Source organism: uncultured Aquincola sp. (genome assembly GCF_964001545.1).
GTDB lineage: Bacteria > Pseudomonadota > Gammaproteobacteria > Burkholderiales > Burkholderiaceae_C > Aquincola.
On sequence record NZ_CAXFDV010000817.1, the window covers coordinates 1 to 17,094 of the forward strand.

A 17,094-nucleotide genomic window follows, 5' to 3' on the forward strand; every position below is an offset into this window, starting at 1 on the left:
GAAGTGGCCCAGGTCCAGGGCCGCTCGATGCTGGTCAAGCGCCTGCAGCCACTGCCCATCGAGGCCGTGGTGCGCGGCTACCTGGCCGGCAGCGGCTGGGCCGAATACCAGAAGACCGGCGAGGTCTGCGGTGTCAAGCTGCCCGCCGGCCTGAAGAACGCCAGCCGCCTGCCCGAGCCCATCTTCACCCCGGCCACCAAGGCCGAGATGGGCGACCACGACGAGAACATCTCGTTCGAGAAGATGATCGAGGTGGTGGGCCGCGACCGTGCCGAGGCGGTGCGCCGCATCGCCATCGCGCTGTACACCGAGGCGGCGGCCTACGCCCTCACCAAGGGCATCATCATCGCCGACACCAAGTTCGAGTTCGGCCTCGATGAAGACGGCACGCTGACGCTGATGGACGAAGTGCTGACGCCCGACTCCTCACGCTACTGGCCGGTGGAAAGCTACACCGAAGGTGTCAACCCGCCCAGCTACGACAAGCAGTTCGTGCGCGACTGGCTGGAGCAGGCGCAGGTTGATGGCCGCCCCTGGGGCAAGACCGCGCCGGCGCCCGCATTGCCGGCCGACGTCGTGGCCAAGACCGCCGACAAGTACCAGGAAGCCTTGCGGCGCCTCGTCGAGGCGGGCTGAGGGGCAGGCGCGTGGCCGTCATGCGCTCCCGACTGCTGACCCGCCTGGACGCCGCCATCGCCAAGGCGCGCAACCCGGTGGAGGTGGCTTGCCTCAAAGCCGAGCGTGCCTGCTTCCTCGCCCGCCAGGGCCAGATGGCGCAGGCCCGGCTGCTGCGCGACGCGCTGCACACCCAGTTCGCCTGGCGGCCACATGCGGCAGTGAGCGCCTGGCTCAGCCTGGCCGAAGGCCTGCACGACTACTACAGCCGCCTGGGCGGCTCGGCCCGCGACCGCGTGATGCGGGCGCATGCGCTGTCGGGCGCGGCGCACCTGGCGCCGTTGCGGGCCTTGAGCGCTGCCTGGCTGGCCCACATGGACATGGCCAGCCACGACATGGCGCGCATGGTGCAGCACGTGCGCGAGGCACTGCTGGGTGCCCAGCCCGACCACCATTCGGCCCGCTCACGCGCCTGCCTGGTGGTGGCCTATGCGTACCACTTCGCGGGCGACGAAAACCGCGCCTTGCCCTGGTATGCCCGCTCGCGCATCCATGCCACGGCCGATGGCGACGAGGCGCACCTGTCGGCGCTGATGCACAACCAGGCTTCGCTGCGCGGCAACCAGGCCCGGCTGGCCGCCATGTTCGGCCAAGCTTCGCCCGAGGCCACGCGGCAGGCGCTGCTCAGCACCGAATCCATCACCCGCTTCGATGCCGGCATCGGCACTGCGGCGCTGGTGTCGCTGGTGCCGATGATGCAGGCCCAGCTGCTGACGCACGACGAGCGCTGGCCCGAGGCGCTGGCCCTGTTCGAGCTGCACTTCGACACCGCGATGGCCGACGGGCTGGAGCGCATGAAGCCCTGCTTCCTGGCCGACCGTGCCTGGTGCCGGCTGCAGATGGGCGAGCGCAAGCTGGCCGTGGCCGATGCCGAGGCGGCCGAACTCAGCCTGCGCCAACCCTGCGACCTGGACGACCGCGCACTGGCGCAGGCGCGGCTGGCGCAGGTCAAGGAGAGGCTGGGCGAAGCGCGTGAAGCCGCGCTGCTGCGTGAACGTGCCCGCAGCGACCTGCAGGCGCACCATGTGGAGCAGCAACGCCTGGTGGCGCTGCTGGACGAAGCGCTGGCCGACATCGATCCGGCCACCGCCTAGTGCTGCTTAAAACAGCGCCATGCTCAGCTTGCGCCGGTACTGGTCGACCACCGGGTCGGCCGGCGCGGCGGCCACCTTGCCGGTGAGCTCCAGCGTGCCCTTGGCCTCGGCCGCGGCGGGCTTGGGCGCGGGCTTGGTCATCAGCTCCAGGATGGCGACGTAGTTCTTGCGCGCCAGCTGGTCGGACCAGGCCTTGTCGCGCATGATGATCTCCAGCAGCTCGTCCATCGCCTCGGTGAAGCGGCCGGCCGCGAAATGCGTTTGCGCCAGCTCGAAGCGGGCGTCGAAGTCGCGCTTGTTGGTCTGGATGGCGGCGGCCAGCGCCTCGGCGCTGCGGGCCTGCGGCGCCTTCTCGGCGGCGGCCAGCCAGTGGCCCAGCGCCGCGATGCGGGCATCGGCCACGGCCTTGCTGGCCACCGGTTCCAGCGCGGCGCGGGCCTGCGCCACCAGGCCGCTTTCCAGCAGCAGCTTGACGTAGTCGCAGCGCACCGCGTCGTTGCCGGGGTCGATGGCCACCGCATGCTGCAGCTTGGCCAGCGCGGCGTCGGTGTCGCCTTCGGCAGCCAGTTCTTCGGCCTCTTCGGTCTCGTGCTCGGCTTCCAGTGCGTCTTCCGAGGGCACGTGCTTGTCCAGGAACTGGCGGATCTGCCCCTCAGGCAGCGCGCCGACGAAGCCGTCCACCGGCTGGCCCTGGTGGAACATGACGCAGAAGGGGATGGAGCGCACGCCGAAGGCCTGGCTCAGCTGGCCGGCGATCTCGGGCTGGTCATCGCTGTTGAGCTTGGCCAGCACGAAGCGGCCGGCGTACTCGGTTTCCAGCTTTTCCAGCATGGGGCCCAGCGTGCGGCAGGGGCCGCACCACGGCGCCCAGATGTCCAGCAGCACGGGCTGCTGCATGGACGCCTGGATGAGGTCGGCCTCGAAGTTCTGGAGCGTGATGTCGATCATGGCAACGAGAGAGGTGAATGCGCACGCCTACAATTCAAGGCTTCCTGCAATCCACGGAGCGGCCCTTGAACAGCGCAGCGCCCGTGGTCGGTGTGGTGATGGGTTCCAGCAGCGACTGGGACACCATGCAACACGCGGCCGCGATTCTCGCCGAGTTCGGCGTTCCTCACGAAGCCCGGGTCGTCTCGGCCCACCGCATGCCCGACGACATGTTCGCCTACGCCGAAAGCGCGCAGGCGCGGGGCCTGCAAGCCATCATCGCCGGTGCCGGCGGTGCCGCGCACCTGCCCGGCATGCTGGCCGCCAAGACGGTGGTGCCGGTGCTGGGCGTGCCGGTGGCCAGCCGCCACCTGCAAGGCGTCGATTCGCTGCACTCCATCGTGCAGATGCCCAAGGGCATTCCGGTGGCCACCTTCGCCATCGGCACCGCCGGGGCGGGCAATGCCGCGCTGTTCGCGGTGGCCATGCTGGCCAACCGTGACGAAGCCCTGCGCGCCAGGCTCGAAGCCTTCCGCGCGCGCCAGACCGAAGCCGCCCGCGCGATGACGCAGGAGCTGAAGTGACCGCGGCTGCCACCTTGCCGGCGGCGCTGCTGCCCGGTGCCACGCTGGGCGTGATGGGCGGCGGCCAGCTGGGCCGCATGTTCGTGCATGCCGCCCAGGCCATGGGCTATGCCACCGCGGTGCTGGAAGCCGATGCCACCAGCCCGGCCGGTCAGGCTTCGCAGCACCAGGTGCTGGCGGCCTACACCGACGAGCACGGTCTGGCGCAGCTGGCCGGTCTGTCGGCCGCCATCACCACCGAATTCGAGAACGTGCCGGCGCAGGCGCTGCAGGCCCTGGCCGCGCAGCGCTTCGTGGCGCCGGCTGCAGCCGCCGTGGCGGTGTGCCAGGACCGCGCGGCCGAGAAGGCCCACTTCCAAAGCTGCGGCGTGCCCTGCGCGCCGTATGCGGTCATCGAGTCGGCCGAGCAACTGGCCGCGGTGGCCGATGCGCTGCTGCCCGGCATCCTGAAGACCGCGCGGCTGGGCTACGACGGCAAGGGCCAGGCGCGTGTGCGCAACCGCGACGAATTGGCCGCCGCCTGGGCCGCGATGAAGCAGGCGCCCTGCGTGCTGGAGCAGATGCTGCCGCTCGAGCGCGAGATCAGCGTGGTGCTGGCCCGCGGTGCCGATGGCGCCTGCGTGGAGCTGCCGGTGCAGCAGAACCTGCACCGCGACGGCATCCTGGCCGTCACCCAGGTGCCCGCGCCCGACGTGCCCGAGGCGCTGCAGCGCCAGGCGGTGGACTGCGCGCGCGCGGTGGCCGCCTCGCTGCAGTACGTGGGTGTGCTGTGCGTCGAGTTCTTCGTGCTGGCCGATGGCCGGCTGGTGGCCAACGAGATGGCGCCGCGGCCACACAACTCGGGCCACTACAGCATCGACGCCTGCGACGTGTCGCAGTTCGAGCTGCAGGTGCGCACGCTGGCCGGCCTGCCGCTGGTGGCGCCGCGGCTGCATTCGCCGTCGGTGATGCTCAACCTGCTGGGCGACCTCTGGTTCGACGAGCAGGGCCGTGAACGCGATCCGGCCTGGGCCGGCGTGCTGGCGCTGCCCGGCGTGCACCTGCACCTGTACGGCAAGGCCGAGCCGCGCCGCGGCCGCAAGATGGGCCACCTCACCGTCACCGCCGCCAGCGCGACGCAGGCCCGTGCCACCGCGCTGCAGGCCGCCGCGGTGCTGGGCCTGCCGGCCTTTTGACCCGCACCGCCATGCTGTTGGACGCGCAGGACCCGGCGGCCATCGCCGCCGCCGCCGACCGGCTGGCCGCCGGTGAGCTGGTGGCCTTTCCCACCGAAACGGTGTATGGCCTGGGCGCCCGCGCCGACGACGACGCCGCCACTGCGCAGATCTTCGCCGCCAAGGGCCGGCCCACCGGCCATCCGCTGATCGTGCATGTGCATGAGCCGGCCGCCGCGGCGGCCTGGGCCGCCGAATGGCCGGCGCTGGCGCAGCGTCTGGCCGCGGCCTTCTGGCCCGGGCCGCTGACGCTGATCTTGCGGCGCGCGCCCGGCCTGGGCGAGGCCGCCGCGGGCGGCCAATCCAGCATCGGGCTGCGTTGCCCCTCGCACCCGGTGGCGCAGTCGCTGCTGCGTGCGGCGGCCGAGCGCGGCGTGCGCGGCGTGGCCGCGCCCAGCGCCAACCGCTTCGGCCGTGTCAGCCCCACCACGGCGTCGCATGTGCAGGCCGAGTTCGACGACACGCTGACGGTGCTGGACGGCGGCGCCTGCGACGTGGGCATCGAGTCGGCCATCGTCGACTGCTCACGCGGGCGGCCGGTGCTGCTGCGGCCCGGTGCACTCACGCGCGAGCAGATCGAGCAGGCCGCCGGCCAGCCGCTGGCCGCGCCCGATGCCGATGCGCCGCGGGCCTCGGGCACGCTGGCTTCGCACTACGCGCCGCGCGCCAAGGTGCGGCTGATGCCCACGGCCGCGCTGCGTGAGGCGCTGAAGGTGTTTGCCGAGGCCGCGAAGGCCGGCAACACCCGCTCACCGGCCGGCAAAACGCTGGCGGTATATTGCCGCACCTTCCAGCCCGGCCCCGGGGCCGCGCTGGTGCAACGGATGCCTGACGATCCCGCGCTGGCCGCGCACGAGCTGTTCGCCACCTTGCGCGCGCTGGACGATGCCGGCGTGTCGCTGATCTGGGTCGAGATGCCGCCGCCCGGCACGGCCTGGGACGGCGTCCGCGACCGGCTGCAGCGCGCCGCGGCCGAATGAACACCGCCCCCATCCCTACGGAGAATCGATGAACTTCAAGTCCCTTTGCCGCGGTGCCGCGGCTGCCGGTGTGGTGGCGCTGCTGTCCGCCTGCGGCGGCGGCCAGGTCGACGATTACAGCCCGGCCAGCATCTACGCCTTCGGGGACGAGCAGAGCCTGCTGACCAACGACGCGAGCCGCCCCAACAACGGCCGCAAGTACAGCGTGAACCTGGCCGACACCACCGACACCACCGACCTGGAATGCACGACCTACCCGCTGTGGACCCAGCTGGTGGCCTCGGGCTTCGGCCGCGTGTTCGACCAGTGCCGCAGCAGCACCGCCAAGGCCACGGCCTTCATGCGCGCCACGCCGCTGGCCAAGGTGGCTGACCTGGACGGGCAGATCGCGGGCACCGTCACCGGCACCAACAGCAGCACCGGCGCCATCACCTTCGTCGACAAGGACCTGGCCACCATGATGGTCGGCACCTACGACATGCTGGAGCTGTACGGCCGCGTGGTGGGCAAGACCACCGCCCTGGCCAATGCGCTGGGCAGCAACTACGACGCCGTGGTCACCGGCGGCACGCTCACCTATGACCAGGCGGTGGCCGAAGCCACCAAGCGCGGCGAGCAATGGGCCGCGGTGCAGAACCGCGTGGCCAATGCCGGCGCCCGCGTGCTGGTGGTGACGATCCCCGACCTGTCGTTCTCGCCGATGGCGATTGCCGACCAGGCCGCGGCCGACGCCGACAGCACCATCACCGACAAGCGCCGCCGCCAGCTGCTCAAGGACATGACCACGGCCTACAACCTGGCCATGCGCAAGAACCAGATCAACGACGGCCGGCTGATCGGCATGGTGCTGGGCGACACCGAGCAGGACTCGATGGTGCGCTTTCCGGGCAGCTACGGCCTGAGCAACGTGGTCGACGCCGTGTGCACCACCGCGCTGCCCAACTGCACCACCGCCACCGTGATCTCGGCGGCCACCGACAAGGCCACCCAGTGGCTGTGGGCCGACGCCTATCGCATGGGCATCGAGTACCAGCGCCGCATGGGCGACCTGGCGTACTACCGGGCCAACAACAACCCGTTCTGATCGACCGGCGCTGCGCCGGATCGCCAAGGGGCCGCTTCCTAGCGGCCCTTTTTCATTTCACCATGACTCCAGCACCGAACTTTGCTGGACTACGCCGAAGCCCGATACAGCAGGTTTATCAATAACTTAGGCGAGTCCAACATATGCCGGTGCTTTCCGAAACCTGACCCGGCTTCCCCTCTGATGGCCCCTACATGGCTCTTGGGAATCGGGTCTTTCCGAGGAGTCATCGTGGCAAAACTCAAGCTCACCAAGTCCGCAGTCGATGCGGCACAACCCCAGGCGCAGGCCGTCGAACTCCGGGACACGCTGGTGCCCGGCTTCCTGTGCAAGGTTACACCAGCGGGCCGCAAGGTGTTCATGCTCCAGTACCGCACGAACGCTGGCGAGCGGCGCAAGCCCGCCCTGGGCCTGTACGGGGAACTGACCGTCGAGCAGGCCCGCTCGCTGGCCCAGGAATGGCTGGCCGAGGTGCGCCGGGGCGGCGACCCCAGCGCGGCCAAGGCCGCCGCCCGTTCAGCCCCCACGGTCAAGGAGCTGTGTACCAAGTTCATGGAGGATTACTCCAAGCAGCGCAACAAGCCCAGCACCCAGCGCGGGTATCAGGCCGTCATCGACCGCTGCATCGTTCCGATGCTGGGCCGTTTGAAGGTCCAGGACGTGAAGCGCCCGGACGTGGCCACGGCGATGAAGAAGATGGCGCACAAGCCGGCCGAGGCCAACCGTGCTTTCAGCGTGATGCGCAAGATGTTCAACCTGGCCGAGGTGTGGGGCCACCGGCCTGACGGCACCAACCCCTGCCGCCACGTCCCGATGTACCCCAACGGCAAGGCCACCCACCTCATCAGCGACGAGGACATGGGCAAGCTGTTTCGGCGACTGGAGCACATCGAAGCCGAGGGTCTGGAGAACTACGTCATCCCGCTGGCGATCCGCCTTCAATTCGAGTTCGCCGGCCGCCGCTCCGAAATCGTGACGCTCCGATGGGATTGGGTGGACCTGGACAACCGCCGCGTGGTCTGGCCGGACAGCAAGACGGGCGGCATGTCCAAGCCCATGAGCGAGGAAGCCTATCGACTGCTCTCGACGGCGCCACGGCAGGAAGGCACTCCCTATGTGCTGCCGTCTCCAAGCCATCCCGGCAAGCACCTGACCACGGGCGAGTATTACGGCGGCTGGAGCCGCGCCCTCAAGGCGGCGGGCGCCACGCACGTCGGCACGCATGGCATCCGCCACCGCTCCGCGACCGACATTGCCAACTCGGGCATCCCGGTCAAGGTCGGCATGGCGCTGACGGCGCACAAGACCGTGGCGATGTTCATGCGCTACGTCCACACCGAGGACGATCCGGTGCGCAAGGCGGCCGAGCTGGTGGCGAACCGGCGCAAGACGATCACCGAGGCGCAGCGGCCTGCGGAGGTGGCTGCATGACCAAGAAGGCGCCTGCGATGGCGGGAGTCGCACCCGCCGCCGTGCCTGCCGGCTACGCCGGCATCCACGGCGGCATCGTGGATCTGCTCGATGCCGCGCGCCAGACGGCAGCGCGCAGCGTCAATGCGCTGATGACGGCCAGCTACTGGGAGATTGGCCGCCGCATCGTGGAGGCCGAGCAACAGGGCAAGCGGCGCGCGGGTTATGGCGAGCAGTTGATCGAGCGGCTGGCAAGCGACCTCACCCAGCAGTTCGGCCGTGGCTTCAGCCGTCAGAACCTGCAGCAGATGCGGTCGTTTTTTCTGACCCGGCCAATTCGCCAGACAGTGTCTGGCGAATCTTCCCCGGAGCCAGTGCGGCCTTGGCGGCTGGACGAGCTGGCGCAGGTCTTCACGCTGCCGTGGTCGGCCTATGTGCGGCTGTTGTCGGTCAAGGACGAGCATGCGCGCCAGTTCTATGAAGCCGAGGCCTTGCGCGGCGGCTGGAGCGTGCGCCAGTTGGATCGGCAGATCGGCAGCCAGTTCTACGAGCGCACGGCGCTGTCGAAAAACAAGGCGGCGATGCTGGCCAAGGGCGCGGTGGCCAAGCCCGAAGATGCCGTCGCGCCCGGCGATGCCATCAAAGACCCCTATGTGCTGGAGTTCCTCGACCTCAAGGACGAGTATTCGGAGTCCGATCTGGAGGCCGCCTTGATCCGGCGGCTGGAAGACTTCCTGCTCGAATTGGGTGAAGGGTTCACCTTCATTGGACGGCAGCGGCGCTTGCGCATCGACCAGACCTGGTATCGGGTGGACTTGCTGCTGTTCCATCGCAAGTTACGCTGCCTGGTCATCATCGACCTGAAGCTGGGGAGTCTGACGCATGCGGACGTGGGCCAGATGCACATGTACTGCAACTATGCCAAGGAACACTGGGCCTATCCCGAGGAGAACCCGCCGGTGGGGCTGATTCTTTGTGCCGACAAGGGGCTCGCCCTGGCGCGGTATGCCCTGGAGGGCTTACCCACCAAGGTCATGGCGGCGAACTACCGGATGGTTCTGCCGGATACCGATGTGCTGCAAAAGGAACTGGAAAGCACGCGGCTCTTGCTGGAGTCTCGCGGAACGATTCGTCCCAAGACGTGGAAGCGGTAGACACACCTGCGGAGCTATACGCCTGTTTGGAGATTGGGCAGAACCTCAGTCTGTAGTCGGTTTTACGGCTTTCTTCCGTGAGGAGGAAGAAGGCAACGACGGCAAACATTCAAACAAACGTTCCGCATAGACGAATCCCATCCGCCTTACTGCGTCCTGATCGAAATACAGTAGCCATGCGGCAAGTAGCGCCAGCGAAATGAGCAATGTCAAGCCTGCGGCAAGCCCTGGATCGGCAAGGTGCACCAAGTCAAATTGGAGAGGTGCTACCTGCAAAATCTTTGCAATCAACAATCCGTAGACGACGCCCATGAGGCACGACAGGATACCGACAGGCTTCATCGCCAGCATGTTGCGATGAAATCCATAGGCGATGTTCTCTTTCAGCAAGAGCTGCTTGTTGGAACGCGTGAGTTCGCGAAGCCGCTTAGTGGCACCGATGTAGATGTCGTCTGCCTTGTCTGGGTTTGCTGATTCTTCTTCTGCCGTTGGCATGGCGATACCCAACTTGGCAGTGATCGCCGTGTGATAACGCTGCTTGCTGACACCATCAAGGAACTTGTCGCGGTGGCGTAGTGCGATGGTCGTGGGCATGCCACCCCATTTTGAGACCAGCATCTCTTCAAGTTTTTTACCACGTCCGCGCGCTACGCTCGCGAGTGCATAGATAGCGCCGCAGCCGCCCAGCAGGCCGATCACACCTGTAAGCACAGGGTGCCGAGCCCCGTAGACGCACAACAGCGGCACCAGCACGGGTAAGGCCACAAGAAGGCCAGGGATAACACGTGCCTTGCGCTCGTAGGGGTCTTTGACCAGTTCAAAAATTGTTGTCATGTGAAGTCAGGCCTGTGCCGCCAAGGCGTCGATATAGGGTTGGATTTCATCGCGGTTTTTTAGCGTGATCTGCTGTGCGAGGGGGTCTGGTGCTTCCTTGGTATGCAAACCCAAACGTCTCAGCGTGTAGTACAGAAACGCTTGGCGGCATGGAAGTTTGACCTCTCCATCTTCCATGCCGTAGTCCAACTCTAAGACTCGTTTCTTGGCTGCAGGCAAATCGGGATGCGGTGCAAGTACCAGCGTCAATACAGTTTGCCAATGCGAATCTTGGTTGGAGTCCACTTGGGTCGCCTCGAAGCCATCGATGCGCAGGATTCGAGCAAGGACGAAATCGCTGAAGCGCTGGCGCTTGTGGCAAAACGCGCGCATGTGCCAGCGAAAACCGTCATTGCCAAGGGCGTGGGGAGACAGCAAGCGAACCGATTCATCCAACGACGTCATGGACTGGTAGCTCACCAGAATGGATTCCTGCTGGCGGATTGCGCGCACCACTGCTTCGACGGTCTGCTCATTGATCGTGCGCCAAGGGGACGGGGCCCAATCTGTCTCCGGCGCGGAGCCGATGAAGCTGGCCGTCGGCTCGACAATTCCCATCTTTGTCGCTAGCAGTTCTGCTAGATAGCGTTGCGCCGAGCTTCGTTGGTAAAGCGGGTGAAAACTCTGCGCTGCCGTGTAGGTCTTGGAGCTGCGGTCGTAAGTCAGGTTGCTCGGCGCCAACTCCATGTACTTGGAAATGTCCAGCGATGCCTGCGGGACCGAAATACCAAAGTGCTCGGTGAGATCCATCCGGTTGATGCGCCGCTCCCAGCGCAGACGGAAATCGATGAATTGAAGTCTGCTCTCCAGCCCCCAACTTAGCCCCTTAGGCTCAGCAGGTTCGGCGGCAGGAACGGAAGGTTTTTGCATCAGTCACGCCTAAAAAGTAGACGGATATAAAAAATCGTCGTACATTAACTATACGCGATCATCCTTCGGTCGTCTACCCGGAGACCCCAGTGCCTACAACCATCACGTTTTTTCCCGTCGACAACGGGGACATGACCCTCATCAAGTTCGGCGATCTCGACGCGACGACTCTGCTGATCGACGTAAACATCAGGCAAGACGCCGACGACCCTGACGGGGAGGCGCGCGATGTCGCCAAGGATTTGCGCGAACGACTGAAGAAGGATGAGAACGGCAGGCCGTATGTCGATGCGTTCCTGCTGAGCCACCCGGATCAAGACCATTGCCGAGGGTTGAAGCGACACTTCTACCTAGGGCCACTCGACAAGTACCCGGACGACAAGAAGGACGACAAGGACAAGAAAATCGTGATCCGCGAGATGTGGTCGTCCCCGATCGTGTTTCGACGCGCCAGCAAGACGCACACCTTGAGCGACGACGCCAAGGCATTCAACACGGAGGCGCGTCGGCGCGTGCAACTGAACCGTGACAAGAATTTCGCCGTCGGGAACGGTGACCGCATTCAGATCATGGGCGAGGACATCGACGGAAAAACCGATGATCTCACTTCGATTGTGCGGAAGGTGGACACGCGCTTTTCAACGATCAATGGCAAGAGTTCCGCATTCTTTTCTGCGTTTCTTTTGGCTCCACTGGACGCCCAGGATGACGAGGAAGAGGAAGAGTGCCTGGTCAAGAACCAGTCCAGCGTTATTCTGAACATCACGTTGGCGGCTGACGCGCAGACGCCGGATGGTGCGAAATTCCTTACTGGTGGCGATGCTGAGGTGTTCATCTGGAACCGCCAGTGGCAACGCCACAAGGCTGAAGCAGATGTGCTTGAGTACGACATCATGCAGGCGCCTCATCATTGTTCCTGGCATGCGCTGTCCTATGACAGCTGGTCCGACTACCGTGAAAAAGCCAAGCTCGATGCTGATGCTCGCAAGGCGCTTTCGCAGACCCGTGACGGCGCCGTCATCGTCGCCAGCTGCAAGCCGATTGCAGATGATGACAGCGATCCGCCCTGCATCCGTGCGAAGCGTGAGTACGTGACGATCGTGGACGAAGCAAAAGGCGAGTTCTACTGCACAGGCGAGTACCCCAGCGAAAAGTCCGTGGAACCGCTCGTTTTCACCGTAACCGCTCAGGGTGTGCAACCTCCCTCGAAGAAGGAGTCCGGATCGAAGGCCGCTGCCGTGGTGACCTCTGCGCGCACCCCCATGCCGCACGGAGCATCATGACGGGCACCATCGCAGACGCACTGCATCAACTTCAGCGGCATCGAGGCCTTATCCGCGTTGGCGAGCCAAGGACAACTGGTGCATCGACGGAGATTGAAGTCGATGTTGCGGTCCAACTGCCGAACAGGTCTCGGCGCAATGGTATCTCTGAGACCGGAGTGCGCACCGTCGAGACGTGCGTGCTGGTATTCGGTAGTGACTGGCCCCTGTCTGCACCCGAGCCCTTCTTACGTGCGGACTTCCCGCTCAACTTGCCGCACATCAACCCCCATCGCCAAGGCGAGTTAGTCTCGCCGTGCCTATTCGAAGGGTCGTTGAACGAGCTGCTGCATCGGTTTGGCCTGGACGCCGTTGTCGATCAGTTGATCGACTGGCTGCACAAGGCCGCGGCCGGAACACTCCTGGACCTGGAGCAGGGGTGGGAACCAACGCGCCGAGACAGCTGTCCTTCGACCGTTGTATTCAGTGCCGAGAAGGTCGCGGCCGCCGCTCCCGCTGACGGCACGATTCTGGTGGTTCCCGCAGGCTACGTGACGATCGATGGCGGTCTGTACGCCATCATCAACGCCGAACTGACCGCACAAGTCGATCCTGTGTTTTATCAGGATGTTCACAACGACAAGCTGGGCAAATGGGGGAACGGCCATGCCGCGGCCTTCATCGCGCGCGCTCCGATGACCGACGGCCTCCCGCATGTGATCGGACGCTATCAACCAGAGACAGTTGTCGATCTCGCGACGCTGCTCGATCGAGCAGCGGAGCTTGGTATTGATCGCGACGCTTTGGCCCAGGAAGTGGACGGTTATTTCGGACGCTCAATCCTGGATATGCGACAGGACTCGCATGGCTGGGTGCATGGTTTGTACGCGATTGTGATTCTGGCTGTGCAAAGGCCAGCGTCGCTTGTGGGCTCGCCAGGGAGGAGTGTCGAGGTATTGCCCTATGTGGTGCGCTATGAACTCAACGCTCAATCGCTCCTGGAGCGTAACGCCACGGTTCACCCGGCCTTTCACGCGCATGCGTTGTCTCCTGAACTGCTGGCAAGGACGTCCGGCATTCCATACGCAGCCACATCACAGCCGCTGGTCGTGCTCGGCTGCGGAAGCGTGGGATCGAAAGTCGCGATGCAACTGGGGCGAGCGGGCTTTGGTTCGATGACTTTCGTCGACAACGAACCCATGTCGCCTCACAACGCCGCGCGGCATGCACTCATTGAGCGGGCATCAGTTCTGGTTCCGCCTCGGAAGTCGGCGCTGATGAAGACAGCCTTTGAATCGCTGTCGCATCTTCAATCGCGAGCGTTCGACACCGACGCAGTGACTCTTTTGGTCGATCCGGAACAGTTTGCGGCAACCGTTCCGCAGGATGCGGCCCTCATCGTGGATGCGACGGCGTCACTTCAGGTGCTGGCTGCAGAAACACAATCGGCAGCGTTGGATCAATCCCCAGCCCGATTGGCACGGATCGCGATGTATGGTCAGGGGCGCTGTGTGGCGGTATTGCTCGAAGGAGCTGGCCGTGCCGGCCGAGTTGACGACCTCACGGCGTTCTTGTTCGAGTGCTGCCGGTTTGCACCGGAACTGCGTGCGTCGATTGCCGGCGAGACGTCTGAGCCGACTCGGATTTTCGTGGGTGACAACTGTCATTCGCTGACGATGCCTATGTCTGACGCCGTTGTTTCGCGGTCGACGTCACTGGCCGGCCTGCAACTGGAACGATGGCTCGTTGATGGGCTTCCGAAGGAAGCGACGCTTTGCGCCGGAATCTCAGATGCCGAAGGCCTTGGAATGGCATGGACCCGCGCCAGCCTTGGCCCGACCACTGCGCTTGAAGTCGCAGACGATGGTGGCTGGAACATTCGGGTCCTGTCCCCAGTTGCGCAAGCAATCCATGCTGATGCGCTGCGCTGGGGTGCTCTGGAAACAGGCGGCGCCTTGATCGGCCGCATCTCGTTTGAAAATCGAACCATCACCATTGCAGGCCTTGTTGAGGCACCGCCTGACAGTGTTCGAGAGGCCGCCCGCTTCGTCCTCGGAACCAACGGGCTTGTTCAAAATTTGCGCGCCGCAAACGCGGCCTCTTTGGGGTATCTCGCCTTTATAGGAACGTGGCACAGCCACCCGAAAGGCGGCGCACATTCGGGTATCGACCGAAATACATTGCGCGGCATCGCCGAGGATGCTGGCGGCCTTCCGGCCGTGTCGTTGGTATGGACTCCGACAGGACTCACGTGTGCGGTGGATCGCTGGTAGGTGCAAAGCCACCGGCACTTTGTTGGCATAAAACAAGAGGGATGTATGGCTGACTACTTCGAGATCGACTTTCTTGGCGTCGAAACAGCGAAAAGCGGGGACGCGATCACGCTGCGCTACTCGGTGAATGGCACCGAGGGCGTGCACGTTGTTGACGGTGGGTATCTGGATACGGGTGATCAGATAGTCGAGCATCTGAAGACGTACTATGGAACAACAGTCATCGACCATGTGATCCTCACGCACCCAGATCGCGATCACGCCAACGGACTACGAAAAGTCCTGGAGCAATGCACGGTCAGGAATCTTTGGATCAACCGGCCGTGGATATACGCGGACCAGTTGATCGATCGCTTTGAGACCTATGAATCGGTTGAAGCCCTGCGACGGAAGTTGCGCTCAATCTACGATGCCACGGCAATTCTTGAGGATATTGCGGTGGAGAAGGGAATTCCAATCCATGCCCCCCTTCAGGGGCAGAGCATCGGTCCGTTCGCGGTCATGGCACCTACCCTGGGGCGCTACTTGGACCTGATCGTGGACTCCGCGAAGACACCGGAAGCTGTCGAAGAAAGTGCTTTTGATAGCGCGCTGAGCAGCATATTCCGGGCAGTGAAGGCCGCGACCGCCTACATCAAGTCCCTGTGGGGCGAGGAATATTTCCCGCCTGAGCCGACCAGTCGTGAGAATGAAATGAGTGTGGTGCAGTCGGCTGTCTTGAACGGTCATCGCGTCATGCTTACTGGCGATGCCGGGCGTGAAGCACTGCAGGAGGTGATCGACTACGCACCTTTCGTGGGACTCGCGCTGCCAGGTATTCGGTATTTCCAAGTGCCCCATCACGGCGGGCGACACAACGTTTCGACCGAAGTCTTGGATCAACTGCTCGGCCCACGGTTGAACAGTATGCCGGACAAGCACCATTGGAATGCCATATGCAGTTCTGCCAAGGCGGATGAGGATCATCCGCGGAAGTCGGTGATTCGCGCCGTATTGCACCGGGGTGGGCACTGGGCGGCAACTGAAAGCCAGAACATACGCATCGGGGCAGGCATCACCCGCGATGGCTGGGTGCCGATTCCCCAGGCGGCGTATCCGGAAGATCAAGAAAATTGACAGCGCCTGAAGGCCAGCACCACTTTTCAACTGCCTGCTGACAACTTGGCCTGCATCCCGACGTTCCTTCGTCGGGCTCATGGGCTGCGCCCCGAGCTTCGTGCCGAATCGCAGTCATCCGGCTTCAAGCCCGGACGCTCTGATCTGGACTGACGCTTCGGACCTGCGCGCTACGCTTGTCAATACCGGGGTGGCTGCGTGGTGAGGTGTGGCGGCTTGCTGTTCCCTTCATCGTGCCACGGCGTGCTCGCCGTCAATGACTGCGCACCTTCGGCGCTTGCGGCCTGGCGGCCGTCTTCGATCTTTGACTGCTTGCGCTGCGCCGTGCCCTGCAAGGGCTGGGCAATTCCGCCCGGTAACCTTACAGGAGTTCACCATGAACCACGCATTCATCACGGACGAGCAGCGCATCGTGCTGCTGGCCAACGGCCGCGAATCCTTGGAGAACCCGGACTTCGATCCGGCCCCAGTGGTCAAGCTGTTCACGCCGGATGCCGGCGCGACCTGGCTGCTGACCGAGATTGATCCCGATGACCACGATCACGCCTTCGGTCTTTGCGACCTGGGCCTAGGGATGCCGGAAATCGGCTGGGTCAGTTTTTCCGAACTGGCGACCGTGCGCGGGCGGCTGGGCTTGCCGGTAGAGCGGGATCTGCACTTTCGTGCCGAGAAGCGGCTGAGCGCCTATGCGCGCGATGCGCGGCTGGCGGGGCGTGTCGTTGTCTGACCTGGTTCTGGGGCGCCGCAAGGCGCTCCTGAGCGTTCTCAATCATTTCAGGAGGTCAAGGCCATGAGCAGCCACCACGACTACATCCTCGAAATCACGGCAGAGCATGATGCGTTCAAGCCGTTCCCACCGGAGAACGGCCAGCCCTTGCGCTTTGCGCTCGGCGACGCGGTGATCTATACCAACGGGTTTGGCGCACAGTTCCGGTGCCGCGTCACCGGGTTTTATCGTCCCAGCGGACTTTCGGGCCTGTACGCGCGCGGTGCGCGCTACCTGCTGGACTCGTCATCGCCGTGGATGCCGGTGTCGGAAGCCAGCCTGCGCCCCGACGACCCGGCCTGATGCCTTCGCGCCCCTGGCGGGGCGCTACGCGCTGCGCTTGCCTCCAGGGGAAAGCCCTGCGGGCTATCCCCGCCGCGCAGGCTTGGCGCCCCTCTCGCGCAGCGAACCGGCTGGTGCCGGATCGCTCCCTTCATGCCGGACATTACGATGGCACTTCGGGCGTGGGTGTGTCGGGTTCGTAGTCGCCCAGCCACTCGAAGAGACGTTCGATATCGCAGTCCAGCTGGTTCAGCGTGGCCTGGGCCATTGCGTACCAGGTGGTGCCGTCGTCCGTTTCTTCGGAGGCGGACAGCAGGACGTTGAGCTGTGCGCGCCGTCCCAGCAGGCGCTGCATCTCGTTGCCTACCGTCTTGCGGTCGGTGGTCCAGATGAGGGTCGGCAGAAAGATGCCAGGCCCTTCTGCTCCAGGCGCAGGCGTTCCGGGTTGCATGGGATCGCTCATGGTGGTTCTCCAGAAGGTGGAGATTCCACGGTAGGCATTGGCCCGTGACCGGGCCACTCGAAATTCG

Annotated in this window: 17 protein-coding genes; 13 read left to right on the plus strand and 4 right to left on the minus strand. The window is 64.7% G+C overall.

Going from position 1 to position 17,094, the window contains the following annotated elements:
• Positions 1 to 636, plus strand: a 636-nt coding sequence (locus ABNT58_RS28300) for a phosphoribosylaminoimidazolesuccinocarboxamide synthase (protein ID WP_348756707.1), incomplete at its 5' end; no start/stop codon positions are given.
• A 20-nt stretch (positions 637 to 656) separates the two neighbouring features.
• Positions 657 to 1,769, plus strand: a complete 1,113-nt coding sequence (locus ABNT58_RS28305; RefSeq protein WP_348756708.1) for a hypothetical protein — start codon at positions 657 to 659, stop codon at positions 1,767 to 1,769.
• 6 nt (positions 1,770 to 1,775) lie between these two features.
• Here ABNT58_RS28305 and ABNT58_RS28310 read toward each other — a convergent pair whose 3' ends face one another.
• Entirely contained in the window at positions 1,776 to 2,717 is a 942-nt protein-coding gene (locus ABNT58_RS28310) for a tetratricopeptide repeat protein (RefSeq protein ID WP_348756709.1), read from the minus strand.
• 98 nt (positions 2,718 to 2,815) lie between these two features.
• Here ABNT58_RS28310 and purE point away from each other — a divergent pair, with 98 nt between their 5' ends.
• The 6 genes from purE to ABNT58_RS28340 all read left to right on the plus strand — a co-directional run bounded on the left by purE (position 2,816) and on the right by ABNT58_RS28340 (position 9,122).
• Positions 2,816 to 3,280: a 5-(carboxyamino)imidazole ribonucleotide mutase gene (gene purE / locus ABNT58_RS28315; RefSeq protein WP_348756714.1), complete on the plus strand. Its 465-nt coding sequence runs from the start codon at positions 2,816 to 2,818 to the stop codon at positions 3,278 to 3,280.
• Positions 3,277 to 4,455, plus strand: coding sequence for a 5-(carboxyamino)imidazole ribonucleotide synthase (locus ABNT58_RS28320; protein ID WP_348756710.1), 1,179 nt, complete (start codon positions 3,277 to 3,279; stop codon positions 4,453 to 4,455). The genes purE and ABNT58_RS28320 overlap by 4 nt, the downstream gene beginning before the upstream one ends.
• A gap of 11 nt (positions 4,456 to 4,466) precedes the next feature.
• Positions 4,467 to 5,474, plus strand: a complete 1,008-nt coding sequence (locus tag ABNT58_RS28325) for an L-threonylcarbamoyladenylate synthase (RefSeq protein ID WP_348756711.1) — start codon at positions 4,467 to 4,469, stop codon at positions 5,472 to 5,474.
• 28 nt (positions 5,475 to 5,502) lie between these two features.
• Positions 5,503 to 6,558 carry a hypothetical protein gene (locus ABNT58_RS28330; protein ID WP_348756712.1) on the plus strand — a complete coding sequence of 352 codons (1,056 nt, stop codon included), beginning with the start codon at positions 5,503 to 5,505 and terminating at the stop codon, positions 6,556 to 6,558.
• A 231-nt stretch (positions 6,559 to 6,789) separates the two neighbouring features.
• Positions 6,790 to 7,989, plus strand: a complete 1,200-nt coding sequence (locus ABNT58_RS28335; protein ID WP_003056225.1) for a site-specific integrase — start codon at positions 6,790 to 6,792, stop codon at positions 7,987 to 7,989.
• On the plus strand, positions 7,986 to 9,122 hold the full coding sequence (locus ABNT58_RS28340; protein ID WP_003056224.1) for a PDDEXK nuclease domain-containing protein: 1,137 nt from the start codon (positions 7,986 to 7,988) through the stop codon (positions 9,120 to 9,122). The genes ABNT58_RS28335 and ABNT58_RS28340 overlap by 4 nt, the downstream gene beginning before the upstream one ends.
• Before the next feature lie 45 nt (positions 9,123 to 9,167).
• On the opposite strand, the gene ABNT58_RS28345 is transcribed toward ABNT58_RS28340, so the two are convergent.
• A complete protein-coding gene (locus tag ABNT58_RS28345; protein ID WP_003056223.1) occupies positions 9,168 to 9,956 on the minus strand; it encodes a hypothetical protein in 789 nt (262 codons plus the stop codon).
• A 6-nt stretch (positions 9,957 to 9,962) separates the two neighbouring features.
• Entirely contained in the window at positions 9,963 to 10,865 is a 903-nt protein-coding gene (locus ABNT58_RS28350; protein ID WP_003056222.1) for a WYL domain-containing protein, read from the minus strand.
• Positions 10,866 to 10,954: 89 nt separating this feature from the next.
• Here ABNT58_RS28350 and ABNT58_RS28355 point away from each other — a divergent pair, with 89 nt between their 5' ends.
• From ABNT58_RS28355 to ABNT58_RS28375, 5 genes are all read left to right on the plus strand, one after another.
• Complete coding sequence (locus ABNT58_RS28355) at positions 10,955 to 12,148, plus strand: metallohydrolase (protein ID WP_348756713.1); 1,194 nt, start codon at positions 10,955 to 10,957, stop codon at positions 12,146 to 12,148.
• The gene (locus ABNT58_RS28360) at positions 12,145 to 14,400 is read left to right on the plus strand and encodes a ThiF family adenylyltransferase (protein WP_011517546.1); all 2,256 of its coding nucleotides are present in this window, start codon (positions 12,145 to 12,147) and stop codon (positions 14,398 to 14,400) included. Before ABNT58_RS28355 ends, ABNT58_RS28360 begins: the two co-directional genes overlap by 4 nt.
• Positions 14,401 to 14,445: 45 nt before the next feature.
• The gene (locus ABNT58_RS28365; RefSeq protein ID WP_003056219.1) at positions 14,446 to 15,516 is read left to right on the plus strand and encodes a hypothetical protein; all 1,071 of its coding nucleotides are present in this window, start codon (positions 14,446 to 14,448) and stop codon (positions 15,514 to 15,516) included.
• A 376-nt stretch (positions 15,517 to 15,892) separates the two neighbouring features.
• Positions 15,893 to 16,243: a DUF2958 domain-containing protein gene (locus tag ABNT58_RS28370; protein ID WP_012204591.1), complete on the plus strand. Its 351-nt coding sequence runs from the start codon at positions 15,893 to 15,895 to the stop codon at positions 16,241 to 16,243.
• 63 nt (positions 16,244 to 16,306) lie between these two features.
• A complete protein-coding gene (locus ABNT58_RS28375) occupies positions 16,307 to 16,585 on the plus strand; it encodes a hypothetical protein (RefSeq protein ID WP_021027902.1) in 279 nt (92 codons plus the stop codon).
• A 142-nt stretch (positions 16,586 to 16,727) separates the two neighbouring features.
• On the opposite strand, the gene ABNT58_RS28380 is transcribed toward ABNT58_RS28375, so the two are convergent.
• Positions 16,728 to 17,027 carry a hypothetical protein gene (locus ABNT58_RS28380; RefSeq protein ID WP_003056213.1) on the minus strand — a complete coding sequence of 100 codons (300 nt, stop codon included), beginning with the start codon at positions 17,025 to 17,027 and terminating at the stop codon, positions 16,728 to 16,730.
• Between the last annotated feature and the right edge of the window lie 67 nt (positions 17,028 to 17,094).

Bases quoted from the DNA above. Each gene is read 5' to 3' on its own strand.
- ABNT58_RS28305 (WP_348756708.1), top strand. From the start codon at position 657: ATGCGCTCCCGACTGCTGACCCGCCTGGACGCCGCCATCGCCAAGGCG.
- ABNT58_RS28310 (WP_348756709.1), bottom strand. From the start codon at position 2,717: ATGATCGACATCACGCTCCAGAACTTCGAGGCCGACCTCATCCAGGCG.
- purE (WP_348756714.1), top strand. From the start codon at position 2,816: ATGGGTTCCAGCAGCGACTGGGACACCATGCAACACGCGGCCGCGATT.
- ABNT58_RS28325 (WP_348756711.1), top strand. From the start codon at position 4,467: ATGCTGTTGGACGCGCAGGACCCGGCGGCCATCGCCGCCGCCGCCGAC.
- ABNT58_RS28330 (WP_348756712.1), top strand. From the start codon at position 5,503: ATGAACTTCAAGTCCCTTTGCCGCGGTGCCGCGGCTGCCGGTGTGGTG.
- ABNT58_RS28340 (WP_003056224.1), top strand. From the start codon at position 7,986: ATGACCAAGAAGGCGCCTGCGATGGCGGGAGTCGCACCCGCCGCCGTG.
- ABNT58_RS28345 (WP_003056223.1), bottom strand. From the start codon at position 9,956: ATGACAACAATTTTTGAACTGGTCAAAGACCCCTACGAGCGCAAGGCA.
- ABNT58_RS28350 (WP_003056222.1), bottom strand. From the start codon at position 10,865: ATGCAAAAACCTTCCGTTCCTGCCGCCGAACCTGCTGAGCCTAAGGGG.
- ABNT58_RS28360 (WP_011517546.1), top strand. From the start codon at position 12,145: ATGACGGGCACCATCGCAGACGCACTGCATCAACTTCAGCGGCATCGA.
- ABNT58_RS28365 (WP_003056219.1), top strand. From the start codon at position 14,446: ATGGCTGACTACTTCGAGATCGACTTTCTTGGCGTCGAAACAGCGAAA.
- ABNT58_RS28370 (WP_012204591.1), top strand. From the start codon at position 15,893: ATGAACCACGCATTCATCACGGACGAGCAGCGCATCGTGCTGCTGGCC.
- ABNT58_RS28375 (WP_021027902.1), top strand. From the start codon at position 16,307: ATGAGCAGCCACCACGACTACATCCTCGAAATCACGGCAGAGCATGAT.
- ABNT58_RS28380 (WP_003056213.1), bottom strand. From the start codon at position 17,027: ATGAGCGATCCCATGCAACCCGGAACGCCTGCGCCTGGAGCAGAAGGG.